Below are 15,412 nucleotides of genomic sequence, written 5' to 3'. Positions count from 1 at the left end.
CGACGAGCAACCTGTTACAACCTTGAGACCTCCACCATTGAGGAATAGAATTTTCTGGCTCGGTGGATGAAATGACCGACCGTTCATCCGGCACCCCATCTGGCGCGAGGGAGGTAGTAATGTTCCTTTCAACCCTGGAAATTCAAAGCATCATCGAACACAAAATGTTGCCCGCCGTATGCACGTGCGTCATGGAGGCAGACCAATCCCTGACCATTCGGGTCTGCGACTGCATGACGGGCAAAGTGGATCTGGTAGCGAGCCATGTTCCCCTGTGGACCCTGGACAGTCCCCATGCCATCGCGTCGCTGGTGGCGGACATGCGGCAGGAAATCGAGGCGCACAAAAGCATCAATCCCACCTATACCATCTGAATAGGCGTCAGGCCGCACCATCGGGAAACGGTGCGGCCCACGCTGACCGATCAGGCGGAAAACCTCCGGTAGATCTCGTCGAATGTGTCGCCATCCACGGCAGCGAGCAGCTTCCTGTCATCCTTGAGCGTTGCCAGGAAAGTCACCTCGGTTTCCTTGCCGGCCAACATGAAACCGGCAATGGCCCCGATGGGACCGAGCAGCATGGCGCCGGCGACGCCGAAGCCGATGGCATCCTTGATGTTGTTGATCGACCCCTCATTGGCGACTTCTACGCTCTTGAATGAAGAGAGCGGCAGGGTAATGCCGGGCCACGGGTGAAGCGACGTCCTGAGGGTGAAAACGCCGTCCATGTACTCTCCATCACCCTGCAGAAAGTCCCCCGCCAGGACAGTGATGCTTGCCATTTTGGATCCCCTGTAGGCAATCGGTGAATACCCATTTCGCGCTCGGTGGGGATTGCCGTCAATCCTCGGGCGATGAACTGTCCCGGTGGCGGCATCTATGCTGTCTCAGAGTGCAACAGCTGTCGCGATATTAGACGCTGCCGATCTCGTCCAGAGGCGACCGGCTGCCCTTGTCTTCACGTAACTACTTGATAAAAAAGGGTATCGGCAAGCTGGCACGCTCCGTGTATTGCTCATCGCAGACGTTTCTCCTGCCTCCGTCAGCGGTTCGCCGCCGACGGCAGAAACCATAAAAACGATAGCCACAAAAATAAGAAAGCACCGTGCGAGGTTCGACGTTGATGAAGAGAAAACTCCGATCAGGCCTGAGTGCCAGCCTGTTGGCCGTGGCGGCCTGCGTGGCGCTGCATTCGCCTGACAGCCTGGCAGCTCGCGACGCCCAGACCATCCTCAAGGAAACCTGTCAGGGCTGTCATACCCCTGAAGCAGACAACGCCCTGAGCCGCATCAGTCACCAGCGCAAGTCCCCGGAAGGCTGGCTGATGAGCATTGCCCGCATGCAGGTCATGCATGGATTGCAGATCAGCGATGACGACCGCCGTACCTTGGTCAAATACCTGGCTGACACCCAGGGCCTGGCACCCAGTGAAACGGACGGCGTGCGTTATGCCTTGGAGCGGCGGCTCAATACCGTCGAGAAATTCGACGACCAGCTCAGCCAGATGTGCGGCCGCTGCCACTCCGGTGCGCGGGTTGCCCTGCAACGGCGTCCGGCCCAGGAATGGGAGCGTCTGGTGAATTTCCACCTCGGCCAATGGCCGTCCCTGGAATACCAGGCCCTGTCCCGTGACCGCGACTGGTTCGACCTGGCCCGCAAGGAAATGGTGCCGCTGTTGGCCAAGCGTTATCCGCTGGACAACCCGGCCTGGAAAAAATGGCAAGCCGGCGCGCCGAAAGCCGAGACATTGGTGGGCGACTGGAGTTTCAGTGGCCACTTGCCGGGCAAAGGCGAGCTGGCGGGGGTGATGAGCGTCACCGCCGATGCGGGAGACACGTTCAAGGTCAGCGTCAAAGGCCAATACGCCGACGGCAGCCCGTTCAACGGCGACGGCAGCGCGATTCTCTACACCGGCTACGAATGGCGCGGCAACGTGACCATCGACGGCGTGACCATGCGCCAGGTGTTCGCCGCCCAAGGCAGCGCGATGCAGGGTCGGATGTTCGAAGCGGAGCACGATGAGCGCGGTCTCGACTTCGTTGCCGCCAAGCAGGGCAGCAGTCGCCTGCTGTCGGTGCAGCCGGGTTACCTGAAGGCTGGCACCGAGACTGAAGTCACCCTGATCGGCAGCGGTCTCACCGGCAAGCCAGATTTTGGCAAAGGTGTGACAGTGGTCGAAGTCCTCGAGCAGAGCCCGCAACGGATCAAGCTCAAGCTCAAGGCCGCCGCTAAGGCCCAGCCGGGTCTGCGCAACGTCACCGTGGGCACGCTGAAAGGCCCGACCCTGTCGGTCTACAGCAAGATCGCCGAAGTCAAGGTCGTGCCCGAGTTCTCGGCGGCGCGCATTGGTGACGGCGGTGGTTCGACGCCGAAAGTCCAGGGTCGCTTCGATGCCGAAGCCTGGGGCAAGGGCACCGATGGCAAGCCGTTCCGTATCGGCGTGTTCCCGGCGCAGTGGTCGGTCGAAGCCTTCGACGATCGCGCCAGGGAAGATGAAGACGTCAAGTTCGCCGGCACCATGCAGGCCGACAGCGGCGTGTTCACCCCGGGCAATGCCGGGCCGAACCCGCAACGCAAAATGTCCACCAACAATGCCGGCAACCTCAAGGTGATCGCCGCTGTCGACGACGCAGGGAAATCCCTGACCGGCGAAGGCCAGATGATCGTCACCGTGCAACGCTGGAACAATCCACCCATTCCATGAGTTGGCCGATTCCATCGGTTTTCAGACACTTTTCGGAATGACCGCAAGCCCCGTCAAACGGGGTTTGCACAGGAGGTTTGCAATGGGCGCTATCTTGAATCTGGTCGAACGCAACCTGCACGAAGTGCACGTCGACGCCGACCGCATGCTGTTCCACATCCCCAGCAGTTCGCTGTTCGCCAGCGATGAGTTGACGGGCACCATCATCGACACCTTGCGCGGTCCCGGCTGTTCCTCGGAAGACCTGATCCAGCGCCTGGCCGCGCGCTTCAACGGTGAAGAAATTACCGAGACCCTGCGCGAGTTGATGTCCCTGGAACTGGTCAGCGACGGCTCGCCGCTGACCCCCGACATCGGCACCAAGCGGGTCGAGCGCACGGCGATCAATACCGTGGTGCTCAACGTCAACACCGGCTGCAACCTGAGCTGCACCTACTGCTACAAGGAAGACCTGGACAAGCCGTCGGCCGGCAAGAAGATGGACATCGATACGGCAGTGGCGTCGGTGGAAATGCTGCTGCGCGAATCCCCGGACGAGGAGCGTTTCACCGTGGTCTTCTTCGGCGGCGAGCCGCTGAGCAATCGCAAGCTGATCGAGTACATGGTCGACTATTGCGAGAAGCGTTTCCGCGAAGCGGGCAAGTTCGTCGAATTCGTGATGACCACCAACGCGACGCTGCTCACCGAAGAAACCGTGGACTATCTCAATGCCCACCGATTCGGGCTCTCCGTCAGCATCGACGGACCAAAAACCGTGCACGACCGCAACCGCATCACCGTGGGCGGGCAGGGGACGTACGACGTGGTGCGACGCAAGGCCGAGATGCTGCTGTCGCGCTACAACAGCCGTCCGGTCGGTGCGCGGGTGACCCTGACCACCGGCGTTACCGACGTCGAAACCATCTGGGATCACCTGTTCAACGAACTGGGGTTTGCCGAAGTCGGGTTTGCCCCGGTGACTTCCGGGGACATCAGCACCTTCAACCTTTCCAGTGACGAGCTGATCGAAGTCTTCGCCAACATGAAGAAACTTGGCCGACGTTACCTGGAAGCGGCGCTGGAGCACCGCAACATCGGGTTCTCCAACCTGCACCAGTTGATCACCGACATCCACGAAGGCCACAAGAAAGCCCTGCCGTGCGGCGCCGGTTTGAAGATGCTGGCCGTGGATCACAAGGGCGAGCTGAACCTGTGCCACCGCTTTACCGGTTCATCCTTGCCGACTTTCGGCAACGTCCACAGCGGTGTGAAACAGGTCGAGTTGAACGACTTCCTGTCCCAGCGCCTGGACCGTACCAACACCGGCTGCGAAGACTGCCAGATCCGCAACCTGTGCTCCGGCGGCTGCTATCACGAGAGCTACGCCCGCTACGGCGACCCGACCCATCCGACCTATCACTACTGCGAACTGATGCGTGACTGGGTCGACTTCGGCATCGAGGTCTACACCCGGATCATGGCCCACAACCCTGCGTTTATCAGCAGCTACATCACTCCGCGCAAGGCTCACTGATATGAAACATCTCAAGGCAATCAATAATAAGGCGCTGAAACTCGATGAAGCCGCGGCCGAAAACCGCATCGAAGAAGTGGTGGCGATGAGCTCCGTCGCCGGTTGTGCCTCGACCACCGATCCGGGCTGGGAAATCGACGCCTTTGGCGGCGTGTCGTCGCTGTGCCAGCCGATGGAAGCCGACCTGTATGGCTGCTCCGACCCTTGCTGGTGGCCGGCCCAGGTGCCCGACATGATGAGCACCTACCCGGACTGGAACAAGGATGCCCAGGCGTCCAACGACAATTGGCGCAACCTCGGGACTGTCTTTCCAAAAGACAAATGACCGGACAGAGAAGAAGGATTCCAGCATGCACAGCATCAAAGCCTGCGGCCTGGCCGCGTTCGCCATCCTGAGCGCCTGTTCGCTTAACGTTCTGGCGGATGAAAACACTGCGCTCCAAACCGGTCACGAGTACATGGTGACCACCAATTACCCGAACAACCTGCACGTGATCGACCTGGCCACGGACACGCTGTTCAAGACCTGCAAGATGCCCGACGCCTTTGGTCCCGGCAGCGTGCAGTTGTCGCCGGACCGCAAGACCGCCTACGTGCTGAACAACCACTATGCCGATGTCTACGGCGTCGAGCTGGACAGCTGCAAGCAGGTGTTCCACGCCAGCATTACCCAGAAGCCGGGGGAAAAAGCCAGGTCCATGTTCGCCTTCACCGTCAGTCACGACGGCAAGGAACTGTTCACCATCGCCAACCCGACATTGATGCTCAACGATCGCTACGAAGTGCAACAGCCGAGGCTGGACGTCTACGCCACCGACGCCGGCCTGGACGCCAAGCCGCTGCGCAGCTTCCCGGCACCACGGCAGTTGACCATCATGCAGAGTGGCGACGACGGCACGCTGTATGTGGCGGGGGCGGATATCTACAAGGTCGACGTGAATACCGGCAAATTCGACGTGCTGATCCCCAGCCGCCACTGGAAACGCCCGAACTACAGCGCACCGGATGTGCTCTACGTGTGGAACCAGCAGACGTATCGGCATGATTTCTCGCTGCTGTACACCACGGCGAAATTCAAGGACAAAAAGCAGGACCCGGCCACCGCCGAGTACCTGTACGGGCTGTTCAGCATCGACCTGAAAACCGGCAAGACCGAAACCACCGACTTCGGCCCGCTGACGGAAATCTACTTCAGCGGCATGCGCTCACCGAAGGATCCGAACCTGATGTTCGGCGTACTCAACCGCCTGGTCAAGTACGACATCAAGCAGAAGAAAATGCTCCAGGCGGCAACGCTGGATCACTCCTACTACTGCATTTCCTTCAACAAGGACGGGAGCAAGATCTACCTGGCCGGGACGTTCAACGATGTGGCGATCTTCGATCCCGAGACCATGAAGCAGATCGGCAGCATCAAATTGCCGGGTGGGGATATGGCGATCACCACCGCGCAGATATTTGTCCGGTAATTGCGCCGCCTGAGCTGACGCCATCGCGAGCAAGCTCGCTCCCACAGGGTTCCATGGTGTTCACACAATAGTGATCACACTGAAGATCCTGTGGGAGCGGGCTTGCCCGCGATGAGGCCCTCACAGACGCCGCAACATCAAGCCCCTGGCACCGGACACCCCAAATCCCCCTCCTGACACTTCAAGTAATTCTTGAACGTCTCCACCCGAGCCTTGGTCAGGTCAGTGATGCAATTGCCGTAGATAAGCGGATAAGCACTGCCACCCGCCACCCCGGAAGCCGAAAACCTGCACTCGGCATCCCGAAACGCAATCCACGTGCGCTGAGCACTGACCATGAGTTTTTTGCTATCCGGATTGGCCGTCAAGCGCGCAGTGATCTGCTGGTAAAGCGCATTCAACTCCTTGTCCGCCGCCTTGTGCTGCTGCGCCGCACACTGGTTCATCGTGGCCTGATCCGCGGCATTGTCGCAGTCCACGGCATGGGCAAGGGGGGTGAACAGCAAAGGCGACAACGCCAGAAGTACGAGTGGGTGCATGAAGATTCTCGCTGTGGGCATGGAAATAGAGGGCAGTGTAGCGAAGCAGGTGGCCAACCCCTGGTTTTCCCCCTGTGCTGTAATGAGAAGTGCAGGTAAATTGCGAACTTACCGCCGTAAATGCAGCCAAATACTACAGACAGGGTTGCTTGCGCAGCCCGATTGATTCAACTTAGGGTTGGTCTTGTGGTCTTACAGGCCTACTGTTCAGTACAGGAGGTGACTTATGAATCCAGCATCAGATCGCATCGAAAGGAAGATCCTGCTCAAAGCCCCGCGTACCCACGTGTGGCGCGTGCTGGCCAATGCCGAAGCGTTCGGCCAGTGGTTTGGCGTGGCGCTGGAAGGCAAGCGTTTTGTCGCCGGCGAATGGACCCAGGGGCAGGTCACCTACCCCGGTTATGAGCACGTATTGTGGAATGTGTTGGTCGAACGGGTCGAGCCCGAGCGGGTATTTTCCTTTCGCTGGCACCCGTATGCGGTGAAACCGGAAATCGACTATTCCCAGGAGCCGACCACGCTGGTGAAGTTCGAGCTGGAAGATCACCCGGAAGGCACGTTGCTGAAGGTGTCCGAGTCCGGTTTTGATCATATTCCCCAGTCGCGCCGGGAAAAGGCATTTCGCATGGACAGCCGGGGCTGGGAGGAACAGTTGAACAACATTGAACAGTTTCTGGCCGAAGCTGCCAAGGCTCGAGAGCCTCAATGATAGAGAACGCGGGATGCCCTCGACAGCGTGGGTATAGCGAATGTCTTACACGCGAAAGTAACGATGTCGTCTATTCCAGATTGGATCCGAAGCGTAATCTCACCTCATCAACTGAAGCACAGGAAGCGCTTCAGGATCACGGACGATCGGCCATCAGCAAGGATTCGCTCTCGACAGGGAGTCGGCAATGGTCTTGGGAAAAACCCGCTTCGGCGGGTTTTTTTTCGTCCATTGGAAAGTTGCCACGTCCCTTGTAGGAGCGAGCTTGCTCCGGGCGGCGTTTCGACGATGGACGTCAACGATAACGCGTGCTGTCTGGAAGAACGCGCCGCTCTTGAGTCCATCGCCGGCAACCGGTCTCGCTCCCACAACGGTCACATGCGATTCGTTGCCGAATGGTCAATCGCTTACACCAGAGCGCTGTTATGTCCTCTGTTTATGCTTCACCAAGACGCATATTCTGGATCCATCAACTGAGTAGCAGGATGCACTCAGGATCACGGATGATCGACCATAGGCCTGGATGGCCGTAGACAGGATGTCGTATGGTCTTGAGAAACCCGCTTAGGCGGGTTTTTTTGTGTGCGATGGAAAGTCCTCTGTGCATCAAACTGGCCCGGAAGCGCCGGCAGGCATGACTGACTGCCGGGCAGAGTGGATCAGCGCGCTGGCATCTGATCGAGCTTTGCGGCTGCTCGTGCGGTGATTTCGCTGCGTAGTTTCAACGAACCGGCCGCACGTTGCCGGGCTTGCTCCAGCACGCTGCCCGGGGCGGTTTCAGGACTGCCCGAAGCAAACGGCGGCGCCGGCGCGTACTCCAGTTGCAGTTGCACCAGCTGCGCCGTGTCCTGATCGAATAATTCAGCGGCCAGGGTCAGGGCGAAATCGATCCCTGCGGTGATCCCGCCACCGGTCAGCAGATTGCCGTCGCGTACGACCCGGTCCTTCACCGCAATGGCTCCCAATGGTGTTAGCAGGTCGTGGTAGGCCCAGTGAGTCGTGGCACGCTTGCCCTTGAGCAGACCCGCTGCACCGAGCACCAGTGCACCGGTGCACACGGACGTGACATAACGCGCATTGGCCGCCTGGCCCCTGATGAAGTCCAGCGTCTCGTCATCCTCCATCAACGGCCCGACGCCGCTGCCGCCGGGAATGCAGATCACATCCAGCGCCGGGCAATCATCGAAGGTGACGGACGGTTTCAGCATCAGGCCCGTGCTTGCGGTGACCGGCACCAAGTCCTTCCAGATCAAATGCACCTTCACGTCCGGCAGCGAGGCCAGCACGTCATAAGGGCCGGTCAGGTCCAGTTGCTGAAGCTGGGGGAACAACAGAAAACCGATCTGCAACGTCATGGTGTTTTTTCTCAGGAAGTGGGTGGACGGCTTCACTTTAGGCTCGTAGGCTTTGGCGTATACGCCAATCACCCCACGAATTACGCCAAAATGCCGAAAACCATCCGCGTACTCGCATTTCCCAACGTGCAACTGCTCGATGTCACCGGCCCGTTGCAAGTGTTCGCCTCGGCCAACGACATCGCCCGCCAGAAAGGTTTACCGCCGCCCTACGCGCCGACAGTCATCGCCAGCGGCGGCGGGGCAGTGATGTCGTCGGCAGGGCTGGCGTTGCTGGCCGAGCCGTTAGCCGGGGAGGCCAGCGACACCCTGATCATCGCCGGGGGCTGGGGAGTCTATGCGGCGGCGGACGATGCGTCGCTGGTGGCTTGGGTGCGTGAACACGGCACGCAGTGTCGACGGGTGTCATCGGTCTGCACCGGCGCGTTTTTGCTGGCGGCCAGCGGCTGGCTCGATGGTCGGCGGGTCGTGACCCACTGGACCCGCTGCGAGCAGTTGGCGCAAATGCACCCGCGCCTGCGCGTCGAGCCCAACCCGATCTTCATCAACGACGGCCCGGTGTGGACCTCGGCCGGCGTCACTGCCGGTATCGACCTGGCGCTGGCCATGGTCGAGGAAGACCTCGGCCGCACCATGGCCCTTGAAGTCGCCCGCCAACTGGTGGTGTTCCTCAAGCGTCCAGGGGGCCAGTCGCAGTTCAGCGTGACCTTGTCCTTGCAGAAGGAAGGCAGCCGTTTCGACGACCTTCACGCCTGGATCAGCGAAAACCTCACCAAAGACCTCGGCATTCCGAGCCTGGCCTTGCAAGCCGGCATGAGCGAACGCAGCTTCGTGCGCCACTACCGCACAGACACCGGCCAAACCCCGGCCCGGGCGATCGAACTGATCCGCGTCGAAACCGCCCGGCGCCTGCTCGGCGACACCGGTCTACCGATCAAACGGGTGGCGATGCAGTGCGGGTTCGGCAGCGAAGAGACGCTTCGGCGCAGTTTCCTGCGAGCCATGGGGGTAACGCCGCAGGCCTATCGCGAGCGTTTTTCCGTCAGCGCTCAAGCCGATCCAGTAATGCCTTGAACAGATGATTGCTTGAGCCCTATGCAATTGCCCCAAGGGTCCTGTAACCGGGTTAGCAGACACACCTGGTTCCTCAACGACCGTCAGACTTCGGCTTCTGCCACCTGATTGAAATACTTCGACCGATCCGGCGTAAAGGTCACCACCATGTTGGTCCTGGAACAGGTCAATGCCCGTTCTTCACTCAGATCGATATCCAGATCCTCGCCACGCAACCCCTGCCACTGGGCGAGATATTTGAGGGATCCGTATTTTTCGAGTTTTTTCAGGCTGCGGCTGACGCCACCTTTCCAGCCCAGCACCGGCAATTCATCGGCGAGGCATCGTTGGGCGAGGTCGGGGAAGCGGGCGGCGCGTTGGCGGCCGATTTCCCAGCATTTGATCAGGCCTTTGTCGGCGGCTTCCCACAGTTCGTCGCGGTTCAGGCCTGACCGGAGTGGGGTGTCGATGCTGCGGTGGATGCGCTGGGTCATTCTGGTTCCTTGAATTCGGGTTTTGTTGGACAGCTCCGCTGTGCCCGTTGAAGGTGGATGTTAGGGAGGGATGGGGCGGCTGGCAACCAGGTATTTCCGAGGGGCTGGAACCCGATGTCGCGTAGGTAAAGAGCAAGTTCTGTTTAAATTTTGTAGGCCGGCCAGCACAAGCCTGAGGCGAGGTGATTTTTTTTCAGGTGAGCCGTGTTTAAGTTCTTCGTGTAAAAAGCCACGTTCCCGGCATGTTTAGCGGACAGTGGCATTCAGTTGGTTTTATGTTGAGGCTTATGGCCTCTTCGCGAGCAGCTCGCTCCCACAGGGTTTGTGTCGAACCTGTTATTTGCGAACGACGTAAAACCTGTGGGAGCGTGGCTTGCCCGCGAAGGGGGCGACCCGGTCTCACGGCTGCCAGTTATTCTTCTCCCCACTCAATTTCCGATCCAGAAAACACGCCGCGCTGATCAGCGCCAGATGCGTCAGCGCTTGCGGTGTGTTGCCCAGGTGCCGGGCATGGCTGTCGAATTCTTCGGCATACAACCCCAACGGATTGGCAAGCCTCAGCAGTTGCTCAAATTCCAGATGCGCTTTTTCCACCTGGCCCGCCCGGGCCAGGCATTCGACGTACCAGAACGAGCAGGCGGCAAAGGCGCCTTCGGCGCCGGCGAGGCCGTCGATCCCGCTGTCTTCGTTGCGATAGCGATAGACCATGCCGTCGCGCACCAGGGTTTTTTCGATGGCTTGCAGGGTCGACAGCCAGCGCGGATCCTTGGCGCTGACGAAACGCACCAGGGGCATCAGCAGCATCGAGCCATCGAGGGCGGTGCCACCAATGTGCTGGACGAAATGCCCGCGCTCTTCGTTCCAGAAATTTTCCCAGATGTCGGCGTATATCGCCTGTCGGGTCTGGTCCCAGCGGGCGAATGGGGCAGGCAGCGAGCGTTTGGAGGCGAGGCGAATGGCGCGGTCCAGCGCCACCCAGCACATCAGCCTCGAGTGCAGGAAGTGATGTTGCTCACCGCGCATTTCCCAGATGCCCACATCCGTTTGCTGCCAGGTTTCGCAGACTTGATCGACCACTTCCACGGCGTGTTTCCAGCCCTCATGGGAGATGGCATCGCCATATTTGTTGACCAGGTACACCGCGTCCATCAACTCGCCGAAGATGTCGAGCTGGATCTGATCATAAGCCTGATTACCGATGCGCACCGGCACCGCACCGCCATGGCCGGACAGGTGCGACAGTTCGGTTTCCGGCAACTCCTGACGCCCGTCGATGGCGTACAGAATGTTGATTTTCATCGGCTTGCCCTGGCAGTCGCTGACCCGCCCGCGCAACCAGCGCATGTAGTCGTTGGCTTCCTGGACGTATCCCAGGCGCATGAAGGCGTAGACGGTAAATGACGCATCGCGGATCCAGGTGTAGCGGTAATCCCAGTTGCGCTCGCCGCCAGGCGTTTCCGGCAGACCGAAGGTGGCGGCAGCGACGATTGCCCCGTGTTTGCGCGAGGTCAGCAGCTTCAGGGCCAGGGCCGAGCGATTGACCATCTCCCGCCAGCGCCCCCGGTAACTGGATTGGCCGGACCAGTCGCGCCAGTATTTCAGGGTGCGTTCCAGGCACAGCGTGGCACCTCCTTCCTTGAATCGCGGATCATCGATGCCGCCGAGCAGGAACTCGGCACTCTGGTCCTGTTCGAGGGTGAATTCGGCGACTGCCGCATTGTCTTCGATACGCAGCACCTGGTCTGAAGACAGGCGCAGGGACGGCTGGTTGGCGGCCGCGAAGGTCACGTGTCGGTCATCCATGCGCGCGCGGGTTTTGGCGCGGGCGTAGTCATGACGCACGGCGCAGCGCATGTGGATGGTTACCTGGCCACTGACTACCCGAACCCGGCGCATCAACACCGGCAGATCATCCTCGCTGTCGCCGATGGGCAGCAGGTCGGTGACTTCCACCACCGCGCGGTCGCTGAGCCAGCGGGTTTGCAGGACATTGGTGTCCGGCAGGTAAATCTGCTCGCGGCGGGCGCCGGGCAGGTCTGGCGCCAGTTGGAAAATGCCCGCCTCGGGCGTGTCCAGCAGCGAGCAGAAGATCGACGGACTGTCGAACTCGGGCCAGCAGAAAAAGTCCACGCTGCCCTTGTCGTTGACCAGCGCCGCGCTGCACATGTCGCCGATGATGCCGTGGGCGTCGATGGCGCTTTGTCGTTCAAGTTGATAATCAGCCATTGCCGCGAAACTCCGGATAGAGGCTCATGCCGCCGTCGATGAACAAGGTGGTGCCGACGATGTAGTCGGAGGCATCGCAGGCGAGGAAGACCACCGCACTGGCGATATCTTCGACCTCGCCGACCCGGCCATAAGGGATGAGCTTGAGCAGTTCTCGCTCGGCGTCGCCTGCGGTTTCGGAATGATTTATCGCCGTACGGATGGCCCCCGGCGCGATGCCGTTGACGCGGATTCGCTGGTGGCTGACTTCCTGGGCCAGGGTCTGCATCAGCATGTCGACGCCACCTTTGGACGCGGCGTAGTTGACGTGACCGGCCCAGGGGATGCGCTGGTGCACCGAGCTCATGTGGATGATCTTGCCGGCGGCCCGGGACACGCCTTCGCGAACACCTTGCCGGTTGAAAATGCGCAGGGCGGCGCGAGCGCAGAGGAACTGCCCGGTGAGGTTGACACCGATCACCTGGTTCCAGTCGGCGAGGGTCATGTCGACGGTGGCGGCGTCTTTCTGCATACCGGAATTGGCCACCAGAATGTCCAGATAACCGAAGGCGTCAAGGGTTTGCGCAAACAGTCGTTCGACGTCGTCCTCTTTGGAAACGTCGGCACCGATGGCGATGGCGCGGCCACCTTCATCATTGATCTGCCGGGCCAGTGCTTCGGCGGGTTCGGCCTGGGAATGGTAGTTGATCACCACCGCGGCACCGGCAGCGGCCAGGGCCTTGGCAGCCGCGGCACCGATGCCGGAACTGGCGCCGGTGACCAGGGCGACTTGTTGAGCGAGGGAAAGCTGCATGAACGTCAGCGCCTTGAGTTGAGGGCCTAAGTAGCTGACTGGTGTGAGCGGCAGAGAGTTCATTTGGTGACTGCACTGGCCCCTTCGCGAGCAAGCTCGCTCCCACAGTTAATCTCCAGTGCTCGCCAATCGTGCGTTCACAGTCGACCCCTGTGGGAGCGAGCTTGCTCGCGAAGGGGCCTTCACATTCAACCAACAATTACCTGCTTTCCCCTGGATCAGCCATATGGCAACTTGCAGTCCCTTGTCGAGACCTGCACCCCATGGCAAACCCCTACCGCGAGCTATTCAAAGCCCCTGGCTCCAGCGCTTTTGTAATGGCGGGCATGATCGCGCGCATGCCCATCTCCATGACCGGCATCGGCCTGATCACCATGCTCTCGCAACTGCAGGGTGGGTACGGGTTGGCGGGCGCGGTAGCCGCCACGTTTGCCTTGGCCACGGCATTTTGCGCACCGCAGGTTTCGCGCCTGGTGGACCGTTTCGGGCAGCGGCGGATCTTGCCGGTTTCTGCGCTGATCGGCGGCGGGGCGTTGCTGCTGGTATTGCTCTGCACCCGTTTGCAAGCGCCGAACTGGACCTTGTTCCTGTTTGCCGCGCTGGCGGGTTGCATGCCAAGCATGTCGGCGATGGTACGGGCCCGCTGGACCGAGTTGTATCGCGGCCAACCTCAACTGCAAACCGCCTATGCCCTGGAGTCGGTGCTCGACGAGGTCTGCTTTATCGTCGGGCCGCCGTTGTCGGTGGGGCTGTGCGTAGTGGCGTTTCCCGAGGCCGGGCCGTTGGCGGCGCTGCTGATGCTGGCGATCGGGGTCACCGCGTTTGTGCTGCAACGCGACACCGAGCCGCCGGTGCATCCTCATGAGGAACATCATCAAGGTTCGATCATCCGTTCCCGCGAGATTCAATGGCTGGTGCTGTTGATGGTGGCCATGGGCACCATCGTCGGTGTGATCGATGTGGTCAGCGTCGCCTTCGCCCAGCACCAGGGCCAACCGGCGGCGGCGAGCATTGTGCTGTCGGTGTATGCGATTGGCTCGTGTCTGGCGGGACTGGCGTTCGGCGCCTTGCGTTCGAAGGTGCCATTGCCTCGGTTGTTTCTGTACGGCGGGGTGGCGACGGCGGTGACCACATTGCCGCTGCTGCTGGCGACGAACATTCTCGGGTTATCGCTGGCGGTGTTCGTCGCCGGGCTGTTTTTCGCGCCGACCTTGATCGTTGCGATGGCCCTGGTGGAGCAGATCGTGCCACCGGCCAAGCTCACCGAAGGCCTGACCTGGCTGGTGACCGGGTTGAGTATCGGCGTGGCGATCGGCGCGGCCGGTTCGGGGTGGCTGATCGATGCCTTTGGCGCCCGCAGCGGGTTTTGGGTGGCGATCGGGGCGGGGGCAGTGGTGCTCGGTTCTGCAGTCCAAAGCCATCGTCATTTGAAATAGAGATCATTGTGGGAGCGAGCTTGCTCGCGATAGCGGCGTATCAATCAACTTTGATGGTGACAGGCACACCGCCATCGCGAGCAAGCTCGCTCCCACATTTGGATCTTCGACTAATTCACGATCTGCCTCATCCGTTCTCCTAACAGACAACTTTTCGAGGAAAGCCCGGTGACCCAGCTGACATTGCTGTGCCTGCCCTATTCAGGCGCGAGCGCCATGGTCTACAGCCGCTGGCGGCGCAAACTGCCGGAGTGGCTGAAACTGCAGCCCGTCGAGCTGCCGGGCCGTGGCGCGCGGTTTGGCGAACCTTTGCACACCGACATGCGGCGCCTGGCGCTGCAACTGGCCCATGAACAGAAAATTACGCTCAAGGCACCCTACGCCTTGTTCGGCCATAGCCTGGGCGCATTGCTGGCCTGTGAAATGGCCCATGCCTTGCGCTCGCTGGGCTTGCCGGAGCCGGTGGCATTGTTCGCTTCAGGCACGGCCGCACCGACGATGCGGGCCGACTACGATCGTGGCTTTGCAGAACCAAAGACCGACGCCGAGTTGATCGAGCAATTGCGCACCCTCAACGGCACCAGCGAAGAAGTGCTGGCCAATGAAGAACTGATGAGCCTGACGCTGCCAGTCCTGCGCGCCGATTTCCAGTTGTGCGGGCGTTTCGAACCGGTGCAGCGGCCGTTGCTCAAGTGCCCGGTGCATGTGCTCGGCGGCAAGGACGACCGCGCCACCACCGAACAATTGATCGGCTGGCGCAAGGAAACCCACGGCAGTTTTTCCGTGGACATGCTGGCCGGCGGGCACTTTTTCATCCATGACCACGAGGCCAAGGTGTTGCGGGTGATCAAGGACCAGTTGGAGGTTCATCACCGGCGGCATGCCATGCCCGCCAGCGCCTGACCCCTCGACCCCCTGTAGGAGCGAGCTCGCTCGCGAAAGACCCGAGGGCGCCGCTGGGCATCTGGTTTTACGCGTTATCGTTCACGACCTTCGCGAGCAAGCTCGCTCCTACAGGGGTGATCACCCCTGCCGTTAACCTCCTTTCTGATACTTGTTCTCATTCGCTAATTTTTCCGGTCTGCATTCGTTTTATAGGGACGACGTGCCTTTGTGCTTCCC

15 protein-coding genes are annotated in these 15,412 nt (G+C 60.6%); 9 read left to right on the top strand and 6 right to left on the bottom strand.

Annotation, left to right across the window (positions count from 1 at the left end):
- Positions 1 to 119 precede the first annotated feature (119 nt).
- Positions 120 to 374 (top strand): DUF1652 domain-containing protein, encoded by a 255-nt coding sequence (locus PMA3_RS20270; protein WP_064678853.1) that lies wholly within the window; start codon positions 120 to 122, stop codon positions 372 to 374.
- A 50-nt stretch (positions 375 to 424) separates the two neighbouring features.
- Here PMA3_RS20270 and PMA3_RS20265 read toward each other — a convergent pair whose 3' ends face one another.
- Entirely contained in the window at positions 425 to 781 is a 357-nt protein-coding gene (locus PMA3_RS20265; RefSeq protein WP_064678852.1) for a hypothetical protein, read from the bottom strand.
- A 341-nt stretch (positions 782 to 1,122) separates the two neighbouring features.
- Between PMA3_RS20265 and peaA the strand changes: the two genes are divergently transcribed.
- The 4 genes from peaA (at position 1,123) to peaD (ending at position 5,685) form a co-directional block, all read left to right on the top strand.
- Positions 1,123 to 2,703, top strand: a complete 1,581-nt coding sequence (peaA, locus tag PMA3_RS20260) for a quinohemoprotein amine dehydrogenase subunit alpha (RefSeq protein WP_064678851.1) — start codon at positions 1,123 to 1,125, stop codon at positions 2,701 to 2,703.
- An 82-nt stretch (positions 2,704 to 2,785) separates the two neighbouring features.
- Positions 2,786 to 4,216 (top strand): quinohemoprotein amine dehydrogenase maturation protein, encoded by a 1,431-nt coding sequence (peaB, locus tag PMA3_RS20255; RefSeq protein ID WP_064678850.1) that lies wholly within the window; start codon positions 2,786 to 2,788, stop codon positions 4,214 to 4,216.
- Position 4,217: 1 nt separating this feature from the next.
- Positions 4,218 to 4,541 (top strand): quinohemoprotein amine dehydrogenase subunit gamma, encoded by a 324-nt coding sequence (gene qhpC / locus PMA3_RS20250; protein WP_008027961.1) that lies wholly within the window; start codon positions 4,218 to 4,220, stop codon positions 4,539 to 4,541.
- Positions 4,542 to 4,566: 25 nt separating this feature from the next.
- Positions 4,567 to 5,685, top strand: a complete 1,119-nt coding sequence (gene peaD / locus PMA3_RS20245; protein ID WP_064678849.1) for a quinohemoprotein amine dehydrogenase subunit beta — start codon at positions 4,567 to 4,569, stop codon at positions 5,683 to 5,685.
- Positions 5,686 to 5,822: 137 nt separating this feature from the next.
- Here the strand turns inward: peaD and PMA3_RS20240 are convergent, their stop codons facing one another.
- Positions 5,823 to 6,224: a lysozyme inhibitor LprI family protein gene (locus tag PMA3_RS20240; RefSeq protein ID WP_064678848.1), complete on the bottom strand. Its 402-nt coding sequence runs from the start codon at positions 6,222 to 6,224 to the stop codon at positions 5,823 to 5,825.
- A 226-nt stretch (positions 6,225 to 6,450) separates the two neighbouring features.
- Here PMA3_RS20240 and PMA3_RS20235 point away from each other — a divergent pair, with 226 nt between their 5' ends.
- A complete protein-coding gene (locus PMA3_RS20235) occupies positions 6,451 to 6,933 on the top strand; it encodes an SRPBCC family protein (protein ID WP_064678847.1) in 483 nt (160 codons plus the stop codon).
- A gap of 659 nt (positions 6,934 to 7,592) precedes the next feature.
- On the opposite strand, the gene inhA is transcribed toward PMA3_RS20235, so the two are convergent.
- The gene (inhA, locus tag PMA3_RS20230; protein ID WP_064678846.1) at positions 7,593 to 8,288 is read right to left on the bottom strand and encodes an isonitrile hydratase; all 696 of its coding nucleotides are present in this window, start codon (positions 8,286 to 8,288) and stop codon (positions 7,593 to 7,595) included.
- Positions 8,289 to 8,378: 90 nt separating this feature from the next.
- Here inhA and PMA3_RS20225 point away from each other — a divergent pair, with 90 nt between their 5' ends.
- Complete coding sequence (locus PMA3_RS20225; RefSeq protein ID WP_064678845.1) at positions 8,379 to 9,362, top strand: GlxA family transcriptional regulator; 984 nt, start codon at positions 8,379 to 8,381, stop codon at positions 9,360 to 9,362.
- An 83-nt stretch (positions 9,363 to 9,445) separates the two neighbouring features.
- Here the strand turns inward: PMA3_RS20225 and PMA3_RS20220 are convergent, their stop codons facing one another.
- From PMA3_RS20220 to PMA3_RS20210, 3 genes are all read right to left on the bottom strand, one after another.
- Complete coding sequence (locus tag PMA3_RS20220) at positions 9,446 to 9,835, bottom strand: hypothetical protein (protein WP_064678844.1); 390 nt, start codon at positions 9,833 to 9,835, stop codon at positions 9,446 to 9,448.
- A gap of 399 nt (positions 9,836 to 10,234) precedes the next feature.
- A complete protein-coding gene (locus tag PMA3_RS20215; RefSeq protein ID WP_064678843.1) occupies positions 10,235 to 12,061 on the bottom strand; it encodes a glycoside hydrolase family 15 protein in 1,827 nt (608 codons plus the stop codon).
- Positions 12,054 to 12,854 (bottom strand): glucose 1-dehydrogenase, encoded by an 801-nt coding sequence (locus tag PMA3_RS20210; RefSeq protein WP_064678842.1) that lies wholly within the window; start codon positions 12,852 to 12,854, stop codon positions 12,054 to 12,056. The genes PMA3_RS20215 and PMA3_RS20210 overlap by 8 nt, the downstream gene beginning before the upstream one ends.
- 263 nt (positions 12,855 to 13,117) lie before the next feature.
- Here PMA3_RS20210 and PMA3_RS20205 point away from each other — a divergent pair, with 263 nt between their 5' ends.
- Together PMA3_RS20205 and PMA3_RS20200 are read left to right on the top strand one after the other, a co-directional pair.
- Positions 13,118 to 14,290, top strand: a complete 1,173-nt coding sequence (locus PMA3_RS20205) for an MFS transporter (RefSeq protein WP_064678841.1) — start codon at positions 13,118 to 13,120, stop codon at positions 14,288 to 14,290.
- Positions 14,291 to 14,458: 168 nt separating this feature from the next.
- On the top strand, positions 14,459 to 15,193 hold the full coding sequence (locus PMA3_RS20200; RefSeq protein ID WP_064678840.1) for a thioesterase II family protein: 735 nt from the start codon (positions 14,459 to 14,461) through the stop codon (positions 15,191 to 15,193).
- Positions 15,194 to 15,412 lie beyond the last annotated feature (219 nt).

Origin of the sequence: Pseudomonas silesiensis (assembly GCF_001661075.1) — a bacterium.
Lineage (GTDB): Bacteria > Pseudomonadota > Gammaproteobacteria > Pseudomonadales > Pseudomonadaceae > Aquipseudomonas > Aquipseudomonas silesiensis.
The sequence above is the reverse complement of the archived record's forward strand: the minus strand, read 5'-3'. Positions and strand labels throughout refer to the sequence as shown.

What these genes read in the sequence shown, in the direction of transcription:
- PMA3_RS20270 (WP_064678853.1), top strand. Translation starts at nt 120, where the DNA reads ATGTTCCTTTCAACCCTGGAAATTCAAAGCATCATCGAACACAAAATG.
- peaD (WP_064678849.1), top strand. Translation starts at nt 4,567, where the DNA reads ATGCACAGCATCAAAGCCTGCGGCCTGGCCGCGTTCGCCATCCTGAGC.
- PMA3_RS20265 (WP_064678852.1), bottom strand. Translation starts at nt 781, where the DNA reads ATGGCAAGCATCACTGTCCTGGCGGGGGACTTTCTGCAGGGTGATGGA.
- PMA3_RS20210 (WP_064678842.1), bottom strand. Translation starts at nt 12,854, where the DNA reads ATGCAGCTTTCCCTCGCTCAACAAGTCGCCCTGGTCACCGGCGCCAGT.
- PMA3_RS20215 (WP_064678843.1), bottom strand. Translation starts at nt 12,061, where the DNA reads ATGGCTGATTATCAACTTGAACGACAAAGCGCCATCGACGCCCACGGC.
- PMA3_RS20225 (WP_064678845.1), top strand. Translation starts at nt 8,379, where the DNA reads ATGCCGAAAACCATCCGCGTACTCGCATTTCCCAACGTGCAACTGCTC.
- PMA3_RS20240 (WP_064678848.1), bottom strand. Translation starts at nt 6,224, where the DNA reads ATGCACCCACTCGTACTTCTGGCGTTGTCGCCTTTGCTGTTCACCCCC.
- peaB (WP_064678850.1), top strand. Translation starts at nt 2,786, where the DNA reads ATGGGCGCTATCTTGAATCTGGTCGAACGCAACCTGCACGAAGTGCAC.
- qhpC (WP_008027961.1), top strand. Translation starts at nt 4,218, where the DNA reads ATGAAACATCTCAAGGCAATCAATAATAAGGCGCTGAAACTCGATGAA.
- inhA (WP_064678846.1), bottom strand. Translation starts at nt 8,288, where the DNA reads ATGACGTTGCAGATCGGTTTTCTGTTGTTCCCCCAGCTTCAGCAACTG.
- peaA (WP_064678851.1), top strand. Translation starts at nt 1,123, where the DNA reads ATGAAGAGAAAACTCCGATCAGGCCTGAGTGCCAGCCTGTTGGCCGTG.
- PMA3_RS20235 (WP_064678847.1), top strand. Translation starts at nt 6,451, where the DNA reads ATGAATCCAGCATCAGATCGCATCGAAAGGAAGATCCTGCTCAAAGCC.
- PMA3_RS20205 (WP_064678841.1), top strand. Translation starts at nt 13,118, where the DNA reads ATGGCAAACCCCTACCGCGAGCTATTCAAAGCCCCTGGCTCCAGCGCT.
- PMA3_RS20220 (WP_064678844.1), bottom strand. Translation starts at nt 9,835, where the DNA reads ATGACCCAGCGCATCCACCGCAGCATCGACACCCCACTCCGGTCAGGC.